General features: G+C 66.0%; 20 protein-coding genes. 6 read left to right on the forward strand and 14 right to left on the reverse strand.

Annotated elements, in window-relative coordinates; translation table 11 throughout:
• Entirely contained in the window at positions 1 to 417 is a 417-nt protein-coding gene (locus ACOZBP_RS02705) for a DoxX family protein (protein WP_422674918.1), read from the forward strand.
• A 22-nt stretch (positions 418 to 439) separates the two neighbouring features.
• Here the strand turns inward: ACOZBP_RS02705 and ygiD are convergent, their stop codons facing one another.
• The 4 genes from ygiD to ACOZBP_RS02725 all read right to left on the reverse strand — a co-directional run bounded on the left by ygiD (position 440) and on the right by ACOZBP_RS02725 (position 3157).
• Positions 440 to 1195 (reverse strand): 4,5-DOPA dioxygenase extradiol, encoded by a 756-nt coding sequence (gene ygiD, locus ACOZBP_RS02710; RefSeq protein ID WP_422674919.1) that lies wholly within the window; start codon positions 1193 to 1195, stop codon positions 440 to 442.
• A 4-nt stretch (positions 1196 to 1199) separates the two neighbouring features.
• The gene (gene wrbA / locus ACOZBP_RS02715; RefSeq protein WP_422674920.1) at positions 1200 to 1802 is read right to left on the reverse strand and encodes an NAD(P)H:quinone oxidoreductase; all 603 of its coding nucleotides are present in this window, start codon (positions 1800 to 1802) and stop codon (positions 1200 to 1202) included.
• 88 nt (positions 1803 to 1890) lie between these two features.
• Positions 1891 to 2358, reverse strand: a complete 468-nt coding sequence (locus ACOZBP_RS02720) for a hypothetical protein (protein WP_422674921.1) — start codon at positions 2356 to 2358, stop codon at positions 1891 to 1893.
• A complete protein-coding gene (locus ACOZBP_RS02725; protein ID WP_422674922.1) occupies positions 2333 to 3157 on the reverse strand; it encodes a D-alanyl-D-alanine carboxypeptidase family protein in 825 nt (274 codons plus the stop codon). Before ACOZBP_RS02725 ends, ACOZBP_RS02720 begins: the two co-directional genes overlap by 26 nt.
• A gap of 151 nt (positions 3158 to 3308) precedes the next feature.
• Between ACOZBP_RS02725 and ACOZBP_RS02730 the strand changes: the two genes are divergently transcribed.
• The 3 genes from ACOZBP_RS02730 to ACOZBP_RS02740 are packed head-to-tail and all read left to right on the forward strand — an operon-like array spanning position 3309 to position 6151.
• Positions 3309 to 4673 (forward strand): MFS transporter, encoded by a 1365-nt coding sequence (locus tag ACOZBP_RS02730; protein ID WP_422674923.1) that lies wholly within the window; start codon positions 3309 to 3311, stop codon positions 4671 to 4673.
• Positions 4674 to 5477 (forward strand): nucleoside triphosphate pyrophosphohydrolase, encoded by an 804-nt coding sequence (gene mazG / locus ACOZBP_RS02735; protein WP_422674924.1) that lies wholly within the window; start codon positions 4674 to 4676, stop codon positions 5475 to 5477.
• Entirely contained in the window at positions 5474 to 6151 is a 678-nt protein-coding gene (locus tag ACOZBP_RS02740; protein ID WP_422674925.1) for an HAD family hydrolase, read from the forward strand. Before mazG ends, ACOZBP_RS02740 begins: the two co-directional genes overlap by 4 nt.
• Here ACOZBP_RS02740 and ACOZBP_RS02745 read toward each other — a convergent pair.
• The 7 genes from ACOZBP_RS02745 to dusB form a co-directional block, all read right to left on the reverse strand.
• A complete protein-coding gene (locus tag ACOZBP_RS02745; RefSeq protein WP_422674926.1) occupies positions 6142 to 7770 on the reverse strand; it encodes a Na+/H+ antiporter in 1629 nt (542 codons plus the stop codon). The two genes, ACOZBP_RS02740 and ACOZBP_RS02745, sit on opposite strands and share 10 nt — an antisense overlap.
• A 4-nt stretch (positions 7771 to 7774) precedes the next feature.
• On the reverse strand, positions 7775 to 9088 hold the full coding sequence (gene hflX / locus ACOZBP_RS02750; RefSeq protein ID WP_422674927.1) for a GTPase HflX: 1314 nt from the start codon (positions 9086 to 9088) through the stop codon (positions 7775 to 7777).
• Complete coding sequence (gene hfq, locus ACOZBP_RS02755) at positions 9089 to 9334, reverse strand: RNA chaperone Hfq (protein WP_003164861.1); 246 nt, start codon at positions 9332 to 9334, stop codon at positions 9089 to 9091.
• A 105-nt stretch (positions 9335 to 9439) separates the two neighbouring features.
• The gene (locus ACOZBP_RS02760; RefSeq protein ID WP_422674929.1) at positions 9440 to 10300 is read right to left on the reverse strand and encodes a D-amino-acid transaminase; all 861 of its coding nucleotides are present in this window, start codon (positions 10298 to 10300) and stop codon (positions 9440 to 9442) included.
• Positions 10300 to 11709, reverse strand: coding sequence for a sigma-54-dependent transcriptional regulator (locus ACOZBP_RS02765; protein ID WP_422674931.1), 1410 nt, complete (start codon positions 11707 to 11709; stop codon positions 10300 to 10302). Before ACOZBP_RS02765 ends, ACOZBP_RS02760 begins: the two co-directional genes overlap by 1 nt.
• 9 nt (positions 11710 to 11718) lie before the next feature.
• Positions 11719 to 13971, reverse strand: coding sequence for an ATP-binding protein (locus tag ACOZBP_RS02770; protein WP_422674932.1), 2253 nt, complete (start codon positions 13969 to 13971; stop codon positions 11719 to 11721).
• Positions 13971 to 15026 carry a tRNA dihydrouridine synthase DusB gene (gene dusB / locus ACOZBP_RS02775; RefSeq protein WP_422674933.1) on the reverse strand — a complete coding sequence of 352 codons (1056 nt, stop codon included), beginning with the start codon at positions 15024 to 15026 and terminating at the stop codon, positions 13971 to 13973. The genes ACOZBP_RS02770 and dusB overlap by 1 nt, the downstream gene beginning before the upstream one ends.
• A 64-nt stretch (positions 15027 to 15090) precedes the next feature.
• On the opposite strand from dusB, the gene ACOZBP_RS02780 reads away from it, so the two are divergent.
• Positions 15091 to 16227 (forward strand): bifunctional 2-C-methyl-D-erythritol 4-phosphate cytidylyltransferase/2-C-methyl-D-erythritol 2,4-cyclodiphosphate synthase, encoded by a 1137-nt coding sequence (locus ACOZBP_RS02780; RefSeq protein WP_422674935.1) that lies wholly within the window; start codon positions 15091 to 15093, stop codon positions 16225 to 16227.
• On the opposite strand, the gene ACOZBP_RS02785 is transcribed toward ACOZBP_RS02780, so the two are convergent.
• Positions 16224 to 17528 carry a diguanylate cyclase domain-containing protein gene (locus ACOZBP_RS02785; RefSeq protein ID WP_422674936.1) on the reverse strand — a complete coding sequence of 435 codons (1305 nt, stop codon included), beginning with the start codon at positions 17526 to 17528 and terminating at the stop codon, positions 16224 to 16226. The two genes, ACOZBP_RS02780 and ACOZBP_RS02785, sit on opposite strands and share 4 nt — an antisense overlap.
• A 285-nt stretch (positions 17529 to 17813) precedes the next feature.
• On the opposite strand from ACOZBP_RS02785, the gene ACOZBP_RS02790 reads away from it, so the two are divergent.
• On the forward strand, positions 17814 to 18644 hold the full coding sequence (locus tag ACOZBP_RS02790; protein ID WP_422675477.1) for a YihY/virulence factor BrkB family protein: 831 nt from the start codon (positions 17814 to 17816) through the stop codon (positions 18642 to 18644).
• Here ACOZBP_RS02790 and ACOZBP_RS02795 read toward each other — a convergent pair.
• Both ACOZBP_RS02795 and ACOZBP_RS02800 read right to left on the reverse strand, forming a co-directional pair.
• A complete protein-coding gene (locus tag ACOZBP_RS02795; RefSeq protein WP_422674937.1) occupies positions 18610 to 18849 on the reverse strand; it encodes a sulfurtransferase TusA family protein in 240 nt (79 codons plus the stop codon). The genes ACOZBP_RS02790 and ACOZBP_RS02795 overlap by 35 nt on opposite strands.
• Positions 18846 to 19340 (reverse strand): CinA family protein, encoded by a 495-nt coding sequence (locus ACOZBP_RS02800; protein WP_422674938.1) that lies wholly within the window; start codon positions 19338 to 19340, stop codon positions 18846 to 18848. The genes ACOZBP_RS02795 and ACOZBP_RS02800 overlap by 4 nt, the downstream gene beginning before the upstream one ends.
• Between the last annotated feature and the right edge of the window lie 21 nt (positions 19341 to 19361).

The following is a 19361-nucleotide window of genomic DNA, read 5'->3' on the forward strand; positions in this document are numbered from 1 at the left end:
ATGGCGACTGCAGCGTCTTTTGCTGGCTGGGCTCCGCGTTTTCTAAGCGTTTTGCGGATCGTGGCCGGCCTGCTGATCCTTCAGCATGGTGCGCAAAAAATCCTGGGGTTCCCGCCCGGTGGAAATGGCGGCGGGTTCGACGTTTCCAGCCTTTCCACGCTGTCGGGCTGGTCAGGCCCGATCGAACTGGTTGGCGGCGTCCTGATCATTCTGGGCCTGTTCAGCCGCCCGGTCGCCTTCATCCTGTCGGGCTTCACCGCCGTGGCCTACTGGATGGTGCATGCGCCGCAGGGCCCCTACCCGATCGGCAACGGGGGCGAGCTGGCGGCGCTCTACTGCTTTGTCTTCCTGTATCTGTTCTTTGCGGGGCCCGGCCCGATCTCTTTCGACAGCACAATGCGCGGTCGTCGCCGCTGACACGTCCTGACCGGCGCCTGGATCAGCCGATCCGGACGCCGGTCATCGAAATCGATCCGCCCTCGATCACGTCGTTGAAAAAGCTCACAGCTTCGTCCGACGCCTGCTGGGCCGCGACGTAGAGCAATGGCAGATAGTGCTCGTCAGTCGGCACGCTGAGCTGGGCCTGTTCCGCCAGATTCACCCAGTCGATCAGCGCCTCATGGTCGCCGGCGACAAAGGCCCGCTTCACGGCCTCGTTGAAGTCGGCAGCCCAGTCATAGGGCTCGCCGCCCGCCCGCTTCCACGTCCGCAGATTGTGCACAAAGTCGCCGGAACCGGCGATGAGGACGCCTTCGTCCCGCAAGGGCCGCAGCGCCTTCGCCAGCTCATAATGGCCGCGCGCATCCAGCGTCCGATCCAGCGACAGCTGGACGATGGGCACATCGGCAGCCGGCCAGACATGGGCCAGCACCGACCATGTGCCATGATCCAGACCCCACTGGGTCGTCGCTTGCGCCCCAGTCAACTCCGCCACCCGGCCCGCCAACGAGGGCGATCCGGGCGCGGGATACTGCATGGCGTGAAGTTCGGGCGGGAAACCTCCGAAATCATGGATGGTTTCCGGCTGTTCCTGCGCCGTGACACCCAGCCCGCGCGTCTCCCAGTGGGCCGAGATCATGACAACGCCCCTGGGCTTGCCGACCTCCTTTCCCAGCGCGCGCCAGGCGTCCGCATAGGGCCCGCCCAAGGCGTTCATAGGAGAGCCGTGGCCAAAGAAGACGGCGGGCTGGCGCATGATCTTAACCGTGCAGCTTCTTGGCGATTTCCGCCACATGCTGACCCTGGTAGCGGGCGCCGTCCAGTTCGTTGTCGCTGGGCATACGCGAGCCGTCGCCCTTGGTCAGGGTCGTGGCGCCATAGGGCGAACCGCCCGTGATCTCGTCCATGTTCATCTGGCCCTGGAAGCCGTAGGGCAGACCGGCGACGACCATGCCCTGATGCAGGAAGAAGTTGTGCAGGCCGCTGAAGGTCGTCTCCTGCCCGCCGTGCTGGGTGGCCGAAGCCGTGAAGGCGCCGCCGACCTTGCCGATCAGCTTGCCCGTGAACCACAGGCCGCCGGTCTGATCCAGGAATGCCCGCATCTGCGAGGCGGCCGTGCCGAAGCGGGTGCCGGCGCCGATGACGATGGCGTCATAATTCTCAAGCTCGTCCACCGTCGCGATCGGTGCGGCCTGATCCAGCTTGTAGCCCGACTTCTGCGCCAGTTCGGTCGGAACCGTTTCCGGCACGCGCTTGACGTCCACCACGGCGCCGTCCACGCGGCGAGCGCCCTCGGCGACGGCTTCAGCCATCTGCTCGATATGGCCATAGGTAGAGTGGTAGAGGACGAGAATCCTGGGCATCAAACGCTCCGCTAAATCTGGCTGACGCATAAGCAACTGCATCAGTGCCTGATTTAGCGTGCTGTCGCAGCGCCGCAAGACCCCGTCGTCAAATTTCCATGCGGCGGGCCAGAGGACAGACCCGATCGTAAAAGGCTTGATCGGCCGGCGCCCGTCCGCCGCGCGACAGGATGAACCGGTGCTCGACCACCATGGCCTGTTGCTCGATGTTCAGCCCGCTCCACTCACACAGGTCGTCCAGCGGATAGGCGTAGGCGGCGGGCCCGTCGCCCGCCCGAAGCTTGCTCATCAGCAGGTTCAGACCGTTCTGCGCCTGCCAGACATGGACCAGTTCATGAACGAAGACGGCCTGGGTCCGCAGCGGTGCGCGCGACAAGTCGGGCTCCAGCGTCTTCTTCGGCCAGACGATCCATTCACGGCTGAACCAGCGGCCCGGCACAAAGGCCCGGTCGAACGGCCAGAGCGAACCCAGGAAGCGGATATCGTCCAGCCTCAGCGCCGCACCGAAGACCTCGCGCGCCAGCGCCGCCTCACCGTCCGCCAGCGGCCGTATCATCGCCAGTCCACTCCCAATGCCAAGGCTCGAACACATAGGGGGTGAACCCGAAACGGGAAGCATTGGCCACCAGCCAGCGATAGGTTGGTCCCTGAGCCATATGGCGACGGCTCATCGGGTCGGTGGAATCCACCCCCATGCCGGCGACATGGCCGACATGAATGTCGATCGCCGTTCCGGTCCGATGCGGCGAACAGGCGGCGCGACGCAGGCCGTCGCAGTTCCCTTGTGCGGCGCATCGCGCGGCGTCGGCCTCTGGGTCACGGAATCCCGAGAAGATTTGCATCAGTTCGGGATCGGCGGCGATGGCGGGCACCTCGGCGCGGGCGGCGGCGGCCATGCGACGATAGGCGTCCAGCACGTCGCGGCGCAGCAGACGCGTCATCCTCTCGGCATGCTCTTCCTGCGGCGACAGATAGGCCAGCAGGCTGATCGGCGGCGGCTCGGGACATTCCCCCCTCACCCGCGCCATGACGAAGGGGCGCCGCTCCTGCCACAGACCGCGAAACACCTGGAAGGTCGGCTGATCGAACTGGCCCGTCGCCACCAGTCCATAGCGCGCCTGAAACCCGGCCAGGGCCTCGGCGAAGGCGGGCGACGCCGGATCACACGGCGACCCGATCTCGCGCTGGATCAGGGGCGTATAGGTCTCCCATCCCCATTCCGGCGCCCCGAACGGCGACCATTCCAGGGTGTAGAGCGAAATCCCGTTGGCCTGGGCCGCGCTGTCCCAGGCGCTTGTGGGCCGGTCGCAAATCTGGGCGTCGGCCTTCGCCGCTCCGGCGCCGCCGAGAGCCACGAAAAACGCCGCAGCAAGGATCGCAAATCGCACTGACATAGGGACAGCAGGCCTCAGCTTCCCGGGAACCGCAAGGGCGTCTTCGCCTGTTGGCAGAAAACCGGCATGGTGAAGCTGCGGCCGACTCAGGCCGACCATGTTCGGACCCCTGATGTCATCTGTCGCCGCCGCTGACGCTCCCCGTCGCTCCAACGCTATTCTGGCCGCCTTTTCGGGGCCCTGCCTGCCGCTGGCGGCCTTCGGCGTCGCCCTGCCCGTCACCCTGCCGGAATTCTACGCCACGCACGTCGGGCTGGAGTTGGGCGTGGTGGCCGCCGTCTTCATGGCGGTGCGGCTGATCGACATCATCTTCGACCCCTTCATCGGCTGGGGCATGGACAAGACCAAGACGCGGTTCGGCCGCTATCGCCCCTGGATGATCGTCTCGACGCCGATCCTGATGCTGTCGGCGCTGATGATGTTCGTGTTGGTCCAGCCGGGCGCGGGCCCCGCCTATCTGTTCGCCTGGCTGCTGGTCCTCTACCTCGGCTTCTCCATCGGCACTCTGGGCCAGCTGGGCTGGGCGGCGGTTCTGGCGCCGCAATACGACCAGCGTAGCCGTGTCTATGGCTGGTGGCAGGTGTTCAACATCATCGGCGTCATCCTGATCCTGATCCTGCCGACCGTGGTGGTGAAGACCGGCATCGGCGACTACGCCGACGGCGTGCGGATCATGGGCTGGGCCATCCTGATCGCCCTGCCCGTTACCATCGGTCTCGCCATGTTTGTCGTGCCGGAACCGATGAACGTCGGCGCTGCGCCGCATGGCGGGCCCAAGGCCTATCTGGCCCTGTTCAAGATGAAGACGGTGCGCCAGTTGCTGATCGCCGACCTGCTGCTGGGCGTCGCCCCCGGCATCACCGGCTCCCTGCTGTTCTTTTTCTTCGGTCAGATCAAGGGTTACGACCACACCCAGGCGTCGCTCTTCATGCTGTTCTATTTCGTGGCGGGGCTGGTCGGGGCGCCGATATGGGCCTGGCTGGCGACCAGGATCGGCAAGGACCGCGCTTTGGCCGTGGCCAGCTTGATCTTCGCCGGCCTCTATATAGCCGCCACCCTGGTCCCCGGCGGCAACTTCGCCCTGACCGCCGTGGTCATGTTCATCGCCGGCCTGCCCTATGCAGCGGGTCTGTTCCTGCTGCGGGCCATGATGGCGGACGCAGGCGACGAGGTTCGCCTGGAGACGGGCGTGGACCGCACCGGCCTGATGTTCTCCATCCTGTCGGCCACGACCAAGATCGGCCACGTCGTGGCCCTGGTCCCCTACCTCATCCTGCAATGGGTGGGGTTCAAGGCTCTGCCGGGACCTGAGGGCAACAGCGAGTTTTCGCTGCTGGCGTTGCAAATCCTGTTCATCGCCGTCCCGGGCCTGCTACTGGCGGCGGCCGCCTGGGTGCTGAAGGGCTATCCCCTGACGCCCCAGCGGCACGATGAAATCCGCGCGGCCCTGGCGGCCCGCGACGCCGGGACCGCCTGAATGACCCAATCCGTCGACCGCCTGAAAGAGATCATGGTTCGCCTGCGCGATCCGAACGGCGGTTGCCCCTGGGACGTGGAGCAGACCTTCGCGACCATCGCCCCCTATACGATCGAGGAGGCCTACGAGGTCGCGGACGCCATAGAGCGCGCCGACATGGAGGAGTTGAAGGTCGAACTGGGCGACCTGCTGTTTCAGGTCGTCTTCCACGCCCGCATGGCCGAAGAAGCCGGGCATTTCGCCTTTGACGACGTGGCCGACGCCATGGCCGACAAGCTGATCCGCCGCCACCCGCACGTCTTTGGCGAGGAAGACGCCAAGCCCAGCGGCTCGGCCCAGAAGGCCCGATGGGAGGACATCAAGGCCGCAGAGCGCCAGGCCAAGGCGCAGCACGGCGTGCTGGACGATGTTCCGGTCGGCCTGCCCGCCCTGACCCGCGCCGCCAAGCTGACCAAGCGCGCGGGCCGCGTCGGCTTCGACTGGCCCTCCACCGACGAGGTCTTCGACAAGCTGGCCGAGGAGGTCGAGGAGTTGCGCGTCGAGATCGCCGCCGGCGACAAGGACAAGGCGCGCGAGGAACTGGGCGACCTGCTGTTCGTCGTCGCCAACCTGGCGCGCAAGCTGGAGGTCGAACCCGAAGACGCCCTGCGCGCCGCCAACGCCAAATTCATCCGCCGCTTCGGCTTCATCGAAGCCGCACTGGCCAAGGACGGCCGCACCCCGGAACAGTCGAACCTGGCCGAAATGGACGCCCTGTGGGACGCCGCCAAGGCGGCGGAGAAGGCAGCCAAAGGGGCGGGATGAACGGTCCGTTTGACCTCATAATCTTCGACTATGACGGCGTCATTGCTGACAGCGAGTTGCTGAACAACGCCATCATGGCTGAGTTGCTCAGCGAAATCGGCCTGCCGACGTCACTGGATGACGCCTTGGCCAGCTATCTCGGCAAGCGGTGGCTGGATTGCGAAGCTATCATAACCGAGCGGCTAGGCGTGCCCTGCCCGCCTGGGGTGCGTGAAGAATGGACCCGGCGCTGTCATGAGCGCGCAGGACGCGAGCTCAGAAGTGTCGCTGGCTTCGAAGCCTTTTTAGATGCGCGGTCCGAGCGCCGCTGCATTGCGTCGTCCAGCCCGCCTGACTGGATCGAAATGGGCCTGCGCCGCTTCAATGCTTATGAGGATTTCGACGGACCGATTTTCAGCGCTGCCGTCCACGTTAACCGGGGCAAGCCGCATCCCGACCTGTTCCTGTTCGCTGCCCGGGTGATGAACGTGGCCCCGTCCCGCACGCTGGTGATAGAGGACAGCCCGACCGGCGCCCTCGCAGGCGTTGCGGCGGGTATGACGGTTGCCGGGCTGTGCGCCGGCGGACACGTTCGCAACGGTCATGCTGAGGGCCTTGCAAGCGCAGGCGCGCATCAGGTGTTCCACAGCTATGCTGACCTGGGAGCCTGGATCGCAACCGAGCCTCAGACGTAGCGCAGTTCCTGAAGGTCCACCTCGCGGATCAACTTGCGTGCTGTCTCTTCATCGACCAGTCGCATCCGTCCCAGCCGCACCAGTTCCGCGCGTTCCGCCCCGAGACCAGCCAGACGAAGGTGACGCTCGATCTCATCCGCCTGCCGGGCCAGCGTGACGTCATCCCCCTCGACATGAGTGCGCGCCTCGATGCGCTGACGATAGACTTCCATCAACCGGGCGGCCGTCTCGGCATAAAGGTCCGGGTTGTTCCGCCCCTCGGCCATGGCGTGCTGCCGATCTTCGATAGCCCGCATGGCGGCCGAGGCGGCGGCGACGCGCGAACGATCTTCTTCCTCCAGATGCGACGGCTCGGGCGGCAGTTCGATGCCCTTCAGCAGTCGCGGCAAGGCCACGGTCGCCAGCACCAGGGAGACGATGATCACCCCCGCCGCCAGGAAGATAGCCAAGTTACGAGCGGGCATTGGCGTGCCGTCGCCTAACACAAACGGCAGGGTCAGGATGCCCGCCAGCGTGATGGCGCCGCGCACCCCCGCCAGCGACATGACGGCCACCAGCCGCAAGCCGACCTTGGGCGGCGCGTTCTTGCCGCGCTTGCGGAACAGTGTCAGCTTCAGCGACGTCCACACCCAGACGAAGCGGAGGGTCGCCAGCGCCGCCACGATGGCGACGACATAGACCGCCAGCCACCAGACCTCCTTGTGATGGGTCGATTGGATAACCTCGGCGGCGCGCGCCATGATCGACGGCATCTGTTCACCCAGGATGACGAAGATCAGACCGTTGGCCACGAACTGCACCGTGTCCCAGACGACGGCGCGCCGGATGCGCGTCGCCGCCATGGCCGAACCCTGACGCTCGGTAAAGCTCATGGTCACGCCGGCCGCCACGGCCGCCAGAATGCCGGAAGCGTGGACCGCCTCAGCGGCCAGATAGGCGGCGAACGGGATCAGCAGGCTGATCAGGATCTGACCGCCGACGTCCTCGCCCCAGCGACGGCTGATCCAGCCCTTCAACAAGCCGATAGCGAGGGTCACAGCCACGCCGACCGCCACACCCGCCAACGCCAACCAGGCGAAGGTTCCAACGGCGCTGGTCAGAGAGAAGGCGCCGGTCGTGGCCGCAATGACGGCGATCCGCATGCAGGTCAGGCCGGTGGCGTCGTTCAGCAACGACTCGCCTTCCAGGATATGCATCAGGCGCTTGGGTATCGGCGAGCGCGAGGCGATGGCCGAGACCGCAATCGGATCGGTCGGCGACAGGATGGCGGCCAGGGCAAAGGCCACGGTCAGCGGCATGGCCGGGATCATCCAGTGGATCAGGAAGCCCAGGCCCACGACGGTGAAGACCACCAGACCCAGCGCCAGTTCCAGAATGACTACCCGGTCTCGGAACAGGGCCTCCTTGGGGATACGCCAACCGTCCACGAACAGTAGCGGCGGCAGAAACAGCAGGAAGAAGATGTCAGGCCGCAGATCTACCGCTTCGCCTGTGATCAAGACCACGCCTGCCCCCAGCGCGATCTGCACCAGAGGCAGGGCGATCCGCGTGATCCGCGCCACCCAGCCCGACAGCACCACGGCCAGAAGCAGGAAGAGGATGGTCTCGATCACATGCATGGGATCAGTCGACGATGTCGGGGTAGAGCCGCTCCAGCCGTCCAAGCGCCGCCGGGTGCAGTCTCACAACCAGATAGGTCCGACCGTCAGCGTCCGTATCGCGGAAGGTCACGCGACCGTTCTCGTACAGCCAGGCCAGAGCTTCGCCTTGATCCGGTTGCAGCGTCAAGCGCGTCTCGGGATCATCGTCGATCAGGGCGGCGATGGTCTCGCGCAAGGGTTCGATCCCCTCGCCCGTCCAGGCCGAGACGGCGACCGCCTTGCCCTCACGCGCCAGACGTTCGGCCTGCCCCAGAACCGCCTCTCGCACGTCGGCGTCCAGAAGGTCGGTCTTATTCCAGACTTCCAGGATGCGGCGGGTCTTGCCTTCCGGCGTCGGGATCTGCTCCAGCACCGCCTCGACGTCCTTGGCCTGGGCGTCGCTGTCGGGGGAGGCGATGTCGCGGACGTGCAGGATCAGGTCGGCCTCGCCCACCTCTTCCAGCGTGGCGCGGAAGCTTTCGACCAGTTCGTGCGGCAGGTCGGAGATGAAGCCCACAGTATCGGCGATGATGGCCGGGCGGCCCTGCGGAAGGCGAATGGTGCGCTGGGTCGTGTCCAGGGTGGCGAACAGCAGGTCCTTGGCGAAGACCTCGGACCCGGTCAGCCGGTTGAACAGGGTCGACTTGCCGGCATTGGTGTAACCGACCAGCGCCACCGACGGGAACGGGACCTTCTTGCGGGCCTTGCGATGCAGACCGCGCGTGCGACGCACCTCTTCCAGTTCGGCCTTCAGACGCACGATGCGGTCGGCGATCAGGCGCCGGTCCAGTTCGATCTGGGTTTCGCCCGGACCGCCGGTCGAGCCTGTGCCGCCACGCTGGCGCTCCAGGTGGGTCCAGGTGCGGACTAGGCGCGAGCGCTCATAGTCCAGCCGGGCCAGTTCGACCTGCAGCCGCCCCTCCTTGGTCCGCGCGCGACGTCCGAAAATCTCAAGGATCAGGCCGGTGCGGTCGATGACCTTCACCTCCCACGCCTTCTCCAGATTGCGCTGCTGCACCGGCGACAGGTCGTCGTCGATGACGACGGCCTCGGCGTCGGCGGCGCGCACGAGTGAAGCCAGTTCCTCGACCTTGCCCGAGCCGAACAGGGTCGCGGGCGCGGTGGAACGCAGGCGCACGATCTCTTCGGCGCGGACGTCGAGGTCCAGCGCGCGGGCCAGGCCCGCCGCTTCCTCAAGCCGTTCGGAGGCCAGTCTAGGGCTGTCTGAACGGCGATCGGGATGAATGACGACCGCCCGGATCAGCGGGACGGTGTGGTCGATATGCTTGGAGGTCAATCAGTCTTCTTCAGCGTCCGGCTCGTACAGTTGCACGGGCGCGGAGGGCATGATGGTCGAAATGGCGTGCTTATAGACGAGCTGCGACTGGCCATCGCGACGCAGCAGCACACAGAAGTTGTCAAACCAGGTCACGATGCCCTGCAACTTGACGCCATTGACCAGAAAGATGGTCAGCGGCGTCTTGGTCTTGCGGACGCTGTTGAGGAAGGTGTCCTGAAGGTTTTGTCGTTTGTCTTGCGACATGGCAGGTTGGTCCTGTTCTTGGTTCTTTTTCGCCGGCTGGCAGCCGGTGCGGACTCGTCGGTCCGCACGTAACCTTAGACGCGCCTTCGCAGTCGCGGCAACGCCCTAAATGGCCTCTCGACGCGCCTGTTCAAGATAGACTTCGCGCAAACGCGTCGCGATGGGGCCGGGCTTGCCGTCCGCTATCTTCGCGCCGTCCAGCGACACGAGAGGCATGACGAAGGAACTGGCCGCTGTGACGAAGACTTCCCTTGCCCGCTTGGCTTCGTCGACGCTGAAAGGGCGTTCGTCCAGTTCGATGCCTTCGGCCTCGACCAGTTTCAAAATGGCCGTGCGAGTGATGCCGCGCAGGATATTCGCCTGGGTATCGCGGGTGCGCAACTTGCCGTTCTCGTCAACGATCCAGGCGTTGGTGGACGAACCCTCGGTCACCAAGCCCATGTCATCGACCATCAGACATTCATAGGCGCCCTTCTCACGCGCGGCCTGCTTGGCCAGAACGTTGGGCAGCAGGCCCACAGTCTTGATGTCGCAACGGCCCCAGCGGATGTCGGGCATGGTCACGCCCGCCGCGCCCTTGGCCGCCAGGGATTCGCCCTTGGACAGGTCGATGGTCTTGGAGGTGACGATGACGCTGGGCGGCGTATCCTTCGGGAAGGCGTGATCGCGCGGCGAAGTGCCGCGCGTGACCTGCAGGTAGACGATGCCGTTGCGCACCCGGTTGCGTCGGATGGTCTCCTTGAGCACGCGCTCCAGGGCCTGAGCGGTCATGGGGATGGGGATTCGCAGCTCGGTCAGGCTGCGCGCCAGACGGCTCATGTGGCCTTCGAAATCGGCCAGCCTGCCGTCGAATACCGACCAGACCTCATAGACGCCATCGGCGAACTGGAAACCGCGGTCCTCGATGTGAACCGTGGCGCCGTTGTGGGCCTGATAGGTCCCGTTGACGTAGGCAATTCTGGACATCAGGCCCCCTCTCCCTCTTCGTCGTCTCCGCCGCGGGCGGGCGAAACGCCCAGCGACTTCAGTTTGCGGTGCAGCGCGGATCTTTCCATGCCGATGAAGGCGGCCGTGCGCGAGATATTTCCGCCGAAACGCATGATCTGCGCCGCCAGATAGTCCCGCTCGAACACTTCGCGCGCCTCGCGCAGAGGCAGGGCGATGATGCGGTCGGCGCCCAGCGACGAGGCCCCGCCCGACGACGCCACCTCCTGCGGCAACATGTCGGCGGTGATCGCTTCGTCCGGGTCGCCCGTCGCCAGGATCAGCAGCCGCTCGACGTTATTGCGAAGCTGGCGAACATTTCCGGGCCAGGGATGAACCTGAAGCACCGCCAGGGCGTCATCCGCCACCCGACGATGCGGCAAGCCCTGCGACGCCGACAGGTTGTCGACGAAATATTCGATCAGTTCGCTGATGTCCTCGCGGCGCTCGGACAGCGGCGGGACTCGGATGGGCACGACGTTGAGGCGGTGGAACAGATCCTCGCGGAACCGTCCCTCGGCGATTTCGATCTTCAGGTCCCGCGCGGTAGAGGTCACGACACGCACATCGACCTGCACATCCTGCTCGCCGCCCACGCGACGGAAGCGTTGCTCGACCAGCACACGCAGGATACGGCTCTGGCTCTCGCGAGGCATGTCGCCCACATCGTCCAGATAGAGGGTGCCGTTGTGGGCGCGCTCGAACACCCCGATCTTGCGGGGACGCCCGTCGCCGCCCTCCTCGCCGAACAGTTCGACATCGAGACGTTCAGGCGTCATCCCTGCGGCCGAGATGGCCACGAACTCGGATTTGGCGCGCGGGCTGGCGTCGTGAATCTGCCGCGCCACCAGTTCCTTGCCAGAGCCCGGGGGGCCAGAAATCAGGACGCGGCTGTTAGCCGGCGCAACCTTGGCGATGGTGCCCCGTAGCAACTGCGCCGCCGCAGATTTTCCGATGAGCCCTGTCGGCGCCATGGTCTGGGCCCGCAGACGACGGTTTTCACGCCTCAAAGACGCGGCTTCCAGCGCGCGTTCGACCACCACCACCAACCGATCCGACTTGAACGGCTTTTCGATGAAATCATAGGCGCCGCGTTTCAGGGCGCTGACGGCGGTTTCGATATTGCCGTGGCCCGAGATCATGACCACAGGCAGGTCCTCATCAAGACCCTTGACCACGTCGAGCAGTTCCAGCCCGTCCAGACCCCCGCCCTGCATCCAGATATCAAGCACAGCCAGCGAGGGCTTACGCGCCCGTATCGCGGCGAGGGCCTCGTCCGAGTTGGCGGCGACGCGAACCGAATGGCCCTCATCCTCGAGCAGGCCAGAGACCAGTTCGCGGATATCCGCTTCGTCGTCCACGACCAGAATGTCGGCACCGGTATTGCGCATGACGCCTCTCTACTCCGCCGCTCGCGCCGCGCCGGGGGCACGGTGAGCAGCCTTGCTGTCTTGGGTCAGGGGAAAAATCAGGCAAACGCGGGCGCCTGACAATGTTTCGGCGTCGGCCAGCTTCAGCTCGCCGCCGTGGTCTTCACAGATACGCTTGACGATGGCCAGGCCCAGGCCCGTGCCCTTCTCGCGCGTCGTCACGTAGGGTTCGGTCAGACGATCGCGATCCTTGGCGGGTAGACCGATCCCGTCGTCCTCGATGGCGAAGGTGGCGATACCTCCATCCACCGTCAGCCGCGCGATAATACCCGTCGTCGCCGCTTGCGACGGCTCCCGTTGCCGCTTGGCGGAAACGGCCTCGCCGGCGTTCTTCAGGATGTTAGCCAGGGCCTGTCCGACCATTCGGCCGTCACATTGCAGCACCACGTCAGGCAGGGGCTCGATCAGTTCCACACCGATGTCCGCCGCCGCAACACGCTGGGCGAAGACCGCCTCGCGAAGCATCTCGGCCGGGTTCTCACGGGTGAAACGCGGCGCGGGCATCCGGGCGAAGGACGAGAACTCGTCCACCATACGGCCAATGTCGCCGACCTGACGGATGATGGTCTCTGTGCAGCGATCGAAAACTTCCACGTCGTCGCCCACCTGAGCGCGATATTTTCGTCGAAGCCTTTCCGCCGACAACTGGATCGGCGTCAGCGGGTTCTTGATCTCATGAGCAATGCGGCGCGCCACGTCGCGCCAGGCGGCGTTTCGCTGGGCCGTCACCAGACGAGTGATGTCGTCAAAGGTAAGCACCATCTCGCCGCCCTGCCCGCCTTCGATGCGGACTCGCAGGCGGCGCGTCTCGCCATAGCGGCTGACATCGATGTCTTCCTCGATATGCGCTTCCGCCCGTTCGGACAACTCGGCCAGTTCCGGCGCCACCTCCGCCAGGAGACGACCTTGAACCTCGGCGACGCTGACCGCCAACAGCTGACTGGCGCTATCGTTGATGGCGGAGATCCGGCCCAGACGATCCAGACCGATGACCCCCGCGCTGACGCCTGACAGCACCGTCTCGATGAAACGGCTGCGCCCCTGAGCATCGTCGCTGGCGGCCTTCAGCGCCGCCTGCTGAGCCATGATGTCTCCCGTCATCCGGTTGAAGGCTTCGGACAATACGACCAGTTCGGAAGGGGCCCCCGTGTTATCCACGCGGGCGCTCAGATCACCGCCAGCCACCTGATCCGCCGCCTTCACCAGGCGGCCGATCGGCGCCGAAATCGAGCTCGCCGCCGACATGGCCAGCCAGACCGCCCCCACCAGCACCAGCAATGCGGTCTCTAGATAGCTAAGTGCAAAAGCCGCCTGGATCCGCGCCCGGCTTTCCTCAGCGGCTCGATAGGCGGCGATGGATTCCTCGCCATTACGCATTCTCTGGATCAGGCCGGGAGCCAGCGGCCGCACGACATAGAGATAGGCCTTGCCGTAGTCGGGCAGCGGATAGAGGGCTCGCACCATGTCGGGGTTTTCGGTCACGGTCGTCGGCGCGACCTCGCCCGCCGCCACGGTTTCAAAGGCTTCGCGCGGCGGCGCGACATAGGGCGGCGCGCCGGGCTGCTCACCACTGGCCAACACCGCGCCATCACCGTCCAGAATATAAAGCGCCGGATAGCCGAAGAAGTCGCCGATCTGGGCCAAGGCACGCGAAAACTGGATCCGGTTGTCGAAAAGGGTGCGCACCCCGCCCAGCTCGGTGGACATGGTCTCCAGATCGACCTCCAGTCCTGCGCCGACGTCGGCTACATAGGCGCGCCCGATCTCGGCGCCGTTTTCGACCGCCGAACGGACATTGGTGCTGAACCACTGATCCACGCCTCGATTGACCAGAACGCCGAACACCAGAGCGATCAGAACCGCCGGCACGACCGCCACCAGCGAAAACAGGGTGACGAAGCGCAGATGCAGCCGCGCTCCAGGATCATTTCGATTTTGCGTCAGGCGCAGCACGCGTCCGCCGATCACCGCCGCCAGGCCGCCTATCAGCACCAGATTGCCCAGAAGGATGAACAGGACTGCGCGACTAGCAGCCGTGCGCGCGTCGCCGCCCGCCGTTGCGCCAGGCGCAATGGCGACCAGCCAAATCGCTGCGGCCGTGATCAGAAAGGCGACGGCGTAGGCCGTGCCGAACAGAGCCCGCACGCGACTGCCAGAAAGCCGCCCCCAGAGCGATCGCTCGGAGCTTTGACCTTCAGTCTGCGTGGCGGGGGTATCCGTCATTACCTCGCAGCTTCGACCAGCTGTGGCAGATTTTCAACACCCGAGTTGCTGAATTGATCCACCGCAGGCAACCAAAGCGCCGAGAGCCCATGCTCGACCTCCTCCGGCGTATCCAGGCGACAGAGCCGCGCCTTGGCCGCGCGCCGTTCCAGCGGGTCTTCCGGCCAGGGCGCCTGCTCGACGTACCAACCAAGGTGCTTGCGGAACATTTTCAGCCCCAGCGGCAGGCCGTAGAAAGCGACCGAGGCCCGCAGATGCTCGACGACAATGTCCAGCCGCTCCTCGCGACCCGGCTCCTGCAACTGCGTGCCGTCGGCCAGCGCACGGTCAAGATGCGCCGCCAGCCACGGTCTACCGTAAACGCCGCGGCCCAGCATGAGGGCGTCCGCGCCCGATTGCGCCAGGGCCTCACGCGCCTGGTCTGCCGTGATGATGTCGCCATTGACGATGATGGGGATTGAGGACACGGCCGCCTTGACCTCGCCCACTGCGCTCCAGTCAGCCTGACCCGTATAGAACTGCTTGCGGGTGCGGCCGTGGACCGTGACCGCCTGGACGCCCAGGCTCTCGGCCCGGCGCGCCAGCTCGGCGGCGTTACGGTTCTCATCGTCCCAGCCTAACCGCATCTTGACCGTCACCGGGCGGCTGACAGCCTTGACCGCCGCCTCCATCAGACGACAGGCCAGATCGGGCGTCCGCATGAGGGCCGAGCCGCAGGCCGATCCGGTCACTTCCTTGGCCGGGCAGCCGAAATTCAGATCGATGATGTCCGCGCCCGCCGCCTCGGCCATACGCGCGCCCTCGGCCATGGTCTCGGGATCGCGGCCCACCAACTGGATCACCGTCAGCGGCAGACCGCCGCCGACCGCGGCCCGGCGCACCACGTCGGGCCGACCGCGCGCCAGTTCGGCCGAGGCCACCATCTCTGTGGCCACATAGGCTGCGCCCAGCTTAGATGCGAGCAGCCGAAACGGCAGGTCCGTGATCCCGGTCATCGGGGCCATCAGCACCCGCCCGGCGATCCGCACGTCTCCGATTTGCAATCCTGCGTTCATGCCGCCCTTACCGCCGACTGTTGAGCCTCTCGTCAAGCGGAACTGGGGCGCTTAGAAGGCCGACATGGCATTCTCAGCAATCGTAGTGGCCGCCGGCTCGGGCTCCAGGGCCGGTGGAGACAAGCAGTGGCGGGCCGTCGGCGGCCGGCCGATGGTGCGCTGGTCGGTGGAGGCCCTGCTGGCCGCAGGCGCCGATTCGGTCGTCGTCGTGGTCGCCCCCGGCGCCGAGCCGCGCGCCGCCGAGGCCCTGATCGGTCTGTCGGGTTGGAGAGCGGTGGCAGGCGGCGCCACGCGGGCCGGCTCGGTTCGCGCCGGTCTCGCCGCGTTAGAGTGCGCCGACGATGTTCCGGTGCTGATCCACGATGCGGCCCGCCCCTTCCTCAGCGCGGCCGTGATCGACCGCCTGCTGGAGGCCATGAACGAGGCCGACGGCGCCCTGCCCGCTCTGCCCGTGTCCGACAGCCTGCGTCGCGGCGTCGAAGGCCTGGTCGTCGGCGGGGTCGATCGCGACGGCCTGTGGCGCGCCCAGACGCCGCAAGCCTTCCGCCTGAAGACCATCCGCGACGCCTATACCGCCTGGACCTACGCCGACGCCCCCACTGACGAGGCCGCCGTGGTCGAACGCGCCGGGGGCCGCGTCCGGCTGGTCGAGGGCGACGCCCGATTGATGAAACTGACCTATCCTGAGGATTTCGCCATGGCCGAGGCCCTGCTGCCCAAGACCATCCGCATAGGCCAAGGCTATGACGTCCATCGATGGGGACCGGGTACATCCGTCTGGCTTTGCGGCGTCGAGATCCCGCACGACCAGACCCTGATCGGTCATTCCGACGCTGACGCGGGCCTGCACGCCCTGACGGACGCCATCCTCGGCGCCATCGCCGACGGCGACATAGGCGACCACTTCCCGCCCAGCGATCCGAAGTGGAAGGGCGCTTCTTCCGACCGCTTCCTGGTTTACGCCGCCGAGCGCGTGGCTGCGCGCGGCGGGCGGATCGTCAATGTCGACGTCACATTGATCTGTGAACAACCCAAGGTGAAGCCGCACCGTCAGGCCATGCGCGAGCGCCTTGCCGAGTTGCTGAACCTTCCGCTGGATGCGGTCAGCGTCAAGGCCACCACGACCGAGGGTCTGGGCTTCACCGGCCGCAGCGAGGGCCTCGCCGCTCAGGCAGTAGTGCTGGTAGAGACGCCGGGCTAGTTTCTTGGCAGGTCGGCCGACGCCCGTTCCAGAACGGCGGCGGGCGTTTCGCTCTCCTGCATTTCGGCCACGCCCACGTCGAACTCGACCACGAATGGCGAGCGGTCCTTGCCGGCGTCGAACGCCGTACAGGCGATGACCGCCGAGATTCGTTCCGCCGCCAGCCGCGCCGCGCCGCCGCCCGTCGCCGGCAGCACGAGGGCGAACAATTCAGGCCCCAAACGCGCGGCCGTATCCTCGACCCGCACCAGACGCGACACCATGGCGCCGATCTGAGGCATGGCCCGGTCCAGCCAGCCGCCGCCGCGCGCCTGGGACACCGGCTCACGCTCGGCTACTCTCAGAACGCAGACCGACAGGGCGCGATTGCGCGACCGCGCGCCCTCGGCCACCCGCGCCAGGTGTGATGCGAACAGATCGCGCGTGAACAGGCCCGTGGCGGCGTCCATCAGATCCGATCCGCGCACTGAATCCAGCGCGCGGCGAATCGCCTGACGGCGTCGATGGTTTTGCGCCAGAGCCAGCACCCGCCCGGCCGTCTCGTCCTCCGGTGTTTCCGCCGCCGCCACGTCAGCAAAACCCCGTCGGAACAGATCGGCCAGTTCTACCTCGCCAGCGCCGCGCAGATAGAGGACCAGCGGGATATGATAGAGACGCGTATTGCGCTTCATGCCAGAGGCGATCGACAGCGCAGGCGCATGTTCCTGGCCACCCCAAAGTATGGCGGCGTCAAAGGCGCGCTCGTGCAGGTAGTCAAAGGCTGTGTAGGGCGTCGGCGCGGCGACCACCTCGGCCCCCGCCGCCATCAAGGCGTTGGACAGGGCCAGAAATCGGCGATCCGCCGCACCTGCGGTCAAGATCTGCAAGGGCGTTTCGCCCACATCGGGTGCTTGCAGCGTCACGCCGTGGGCGGCGAATGTCGCCTGCCTCAGCCGGAATTCTTCTTCCGCGATCCCAGCCCGCGTAAGTTGATCCAGACGCAATGCAGCCTGGGCCGGATGCGGCGGCGACGACATTGTCAGATCCGCGCCGCTAGTGGCGGCCTCCCCGGCGTCGATGAGCAGGATTGGCAGATAGCGAGGTGCTGCGGCATCTCTCAGCCGTGCAACAACCGCCGGGCCGTCCAGCCCGCGCGCCTCCACAATGGCGGCGTCAACCGTCAAGTCGGTCAGGGCATGCAATGCGGCCTCAAGCGTCCGCGCTGTCATGGTGGGCCATCCCAGACGGTCCAGCCCTTCACACAGCGGCCCCACCAAGGCGTCGTCGACGGCGACGATCAATACGCGCGGATCGGAATCCAAACTTCTCTCCCCCGGCCTGAACGGCTCGCCCCCGACGCCGATACTCCAGGCACGGCTCATGATAGTGACCACGGCCCCGATCTAGCAATGGCAAGCGCGCCGGACGACGGACCAAACCCAAAGCAACCGCCCTAGGGTTCCACCCTGGACCGAATGAGGTTAATCGGTCGCTTTGACGACTGCCGAGGCCCTGGCTTGAACCAACAAATCCGATTGACGGCCCTGCCCCTTTTCTGGGGCAAGCTGGCGGTTCGCGCTTTTACCCGCAGTTGGGGGCGTGACGTCATGCTCTATACGGGCGGGGTCTCCTTTTTCGCTCTGCTGGCGGTCTTTCCCGCCATCGCCATCCTCATCGGTTTTTACAAGGTTGTCCTTTCAATCGGTCAGGTGAGCGAACAGGCGGCGGCTCTTGCCGACGTCGTGCCGCACGCCGCGCGTTCCATCTTCCTGAACGAGATTGACCGACTGGCGAACGCCTCGGCGCGCACGGTATCGGCGCAGAGCGCGTTGGCGCTGGTGATCGGCGCCTATGCCGCCCACCGGGGCTTCAAGGCCTTGCTCGCGGGGCTCAACCTGATTCACGACGAGACGGAGCCGCACGGCTTCTTCAAGTTCAACATGCTGGCCTTTCTCGTCGCCCTGGCCGCCTTCGTCCTGTTCACCATCGTCTCTGGCGCGGTCGTGACCTCACGGCTGCTGGAGCACACCCATGCCCAGGATCCCGTCGGCCTGCTGGTCCTGCCTCTGGACGGCCTATGGCCGGCGCTGGGCCTGTGGTTGGGCCTGACCATGCTCTATCGCTACGCCATGTCCCATGCGACCCGGGTGGCGTGGAAGGCGGCGATCATGGGCGGGTTGATCGCCACCGTCATGTCCAGCTTCTTCTCGTGGCTCTGCGCCATCTATGTTGAACAGATCGCTCAACTGGGTGCGACCTACGGCTCGGTCGGCGCTGTCGTGGTGCTGCTGATCTGGCTGTCGTGGAACGTCAACGCCATCTTTTATGGCGGCGCCTTCGCCACCGAATTGGAAATCGCCTGGAAGCCGGAAGAGCCGGAAATCGAAACCGCCGGATCGATCGTCAACCTTTCGGAGCGGCGCCAGTCTCGACTGTGATTGTCAGCACCCCGTCCTGCTCACTGACGTCACAGACCACCCCGCCGAGATCCGCCATCAGATAGGGCACGTCGATCCGGGCCATCGGATCGGTCGCCTGCAAGGTCAATCGAACACCGGGGGCCAGGCCTTCCATCGCCTTGCGCAGCCTCAGGCTCGGCACCGGGCAGCGGTGCCCTCTTGCATCGATGAGGACCTCGCTCAAGTCGACACCGCGTCCAGAAGCAAAGCCAGCGCGATACGGACGCTTTCCATCCTCACCTCTCCACGCCCGATGTCGCCAAATCGTCGCGCGACATGCACCACAGCGCCGTCGCGGGCGACGGCGGCGAAATGCACCAGACCCACGGGCTTTTCGACCGAACCGCCGCCGGGCCCTGCCACGCCGGTGATCGATACCGACACCGCGGCCCTTGATCGCGCGACCGCGCCCATGGCCATGGCCCGTGCGACAGGCTCCGATACCGCCCCGAACTCGCTCAGCAGCGCGTCAGAAACACCCAGAAGCTCGGCCTTCGCCTCATTGCTGTAGGTGACAAAGCCGCGGTCCAGCACGGCAGACGAGCCGGCGATTGCAGTCAGCGCAGCGGACACCAGCCCCCCGGTGCAGCTTTCCGCCGTGGCGACCATCACCCCCGCCTTCAGCGCCGCCTGGATCACGGCGGCCGCCGACGCCTCGATATCTTGCGGCAACATGACTGTGCGCTCCATCCGCGA

Origin of the sequence: Brevundimonas sp. NPDC058933 (assembly GCF_049315965.1) — a bacterium.
Taxonomy (GTDB): Bacteria; Pseudomonadota; Alphaproteobacteria; order Caulobacterales; family Caulobacteraceae; genus Brevundimonas.

What these genes read in the sequence shown, in the direction of transcription:
- ACOZBP_RS02705 (WP_422674918.1), top strand. Translation starts at nt 1, where the DNA reads ATGGCGACTGCAGCGTCTTTTGCTGGCTGGGCTCCGCGTTTTCTAAGC.
- ygiD (WP_422674919.1), bottom strand. Translation starts at nt 1,195, where the DNA reads ATGCGCCAGCCCGCCGTCTTCTTTGGCCACGGCTCTCCTATGAACGCC.
- wrbA (WP_422674920.1), bottom strand. Translation starts at nt 1,802, where the DNA reads ATGCCCAGGATTCTCGTCCTCTACCACTCTACCTATGGCCATATCGAG.
- ACOZBP_RS02720 (WP_422674921.1), bottom strand. Translation starts at nt 2,358, where the DNA reads ATGATACGGCCGCTGGCGGACGGTGAGGCGGCGCTGGCGCGCGAGGTC.
- ACOZBP_RS02730 (WP_422674923.1), top strand. Translation starts at nt 3,309, where the DNA reads ATGTCATCTGTCGCCGCCGCTGACGCTCCCCGTCGCTCCAACGCTATT.
- mazG (WP_422674924.1), top strand. Translation starts at nt 4,674, where the DNA reads ATGACCCAATCCGTCGACCGCCTGAAAGAGATCATGGTTCGCCTGCGC.
- ACOZBP_RS02740 (WP_422674925.1), top strand. Translation starts at nt 5,474, where the DNA reads ATGAACGGTCCGTTTGACCTCATAATCTTCGACTATGACGGCGTCATT.
- ACOZBP_RS02745 (WP_422674926.1), bottom strand. Translation starts at nt 7,770, where the DNA reads ATGCATGTGATCGAGACCATCCTCTTCCTGCTTCTGGCCGTGGTGCTG.
- hfq (WP_003164861.1), bottom strand. Translation starts at nt 9,334, where the DNA reads ATGTCGCAAGACAAACGACAAAACCTTCAGGACACCTTCCTCAACAGC.
- ACOZBP_RS02760 (WP_422674929.1), bottom strand. Translation starts at nt 10,300, where the DNA reads ATGTCCAGAATTGCCTACGTCAACGGGACCTATCAGGCCCACAACGGC.
- ACOZBP_RS02765 (WP_422674931.1), bottom strand. Translation starts at nt 11,709, where the DNA reads ATGCGCAATACCGGTGCCGACATTCTGGTCGTGGACGACGAAGCGGAT.
- ACOZBP_RS02770 (WP_422674932.1), bottom strand. Translation starts at nt 13,971, where the DNA reads ATGACGGATACCCCCGCCACGCAGACTGAAGGTCAAAGCTCCGAGCGA.
- dusB (WP_422674933.1), bottom strand. Translation starts at nt 15,026, where the DNA reads ATGAACGCAGGATTGCAAATCGGAGACGTGCGGATCGCCGGGCGGGTG.
- ACOZBP_RS02780 (WP_422674935.1), top strand. Translation starts at nt 15,091, where the DNA reads ATGGCATTCTCAGCAATCGTAGTGGCCGCCGGCTCGGGCTCCAGGGCC.
- ACOZBP_RS02790 (WP_422675477.1), top strand. Translation starts at nt 17,814, where the DNA reads ATGCTCTATACGGGCGGGGTCTCCTTTTTCGCTCTGCTGGCGGTCTTT.
- ACOZBP_RS02800 (WP_422674938.1), bottom strand. Translation starts at nt 19,340, where the DNA reads ATGTTGCCGCAAGATATCGAGGCGTCGGCGGCCGCCGTGATCCAGGCG.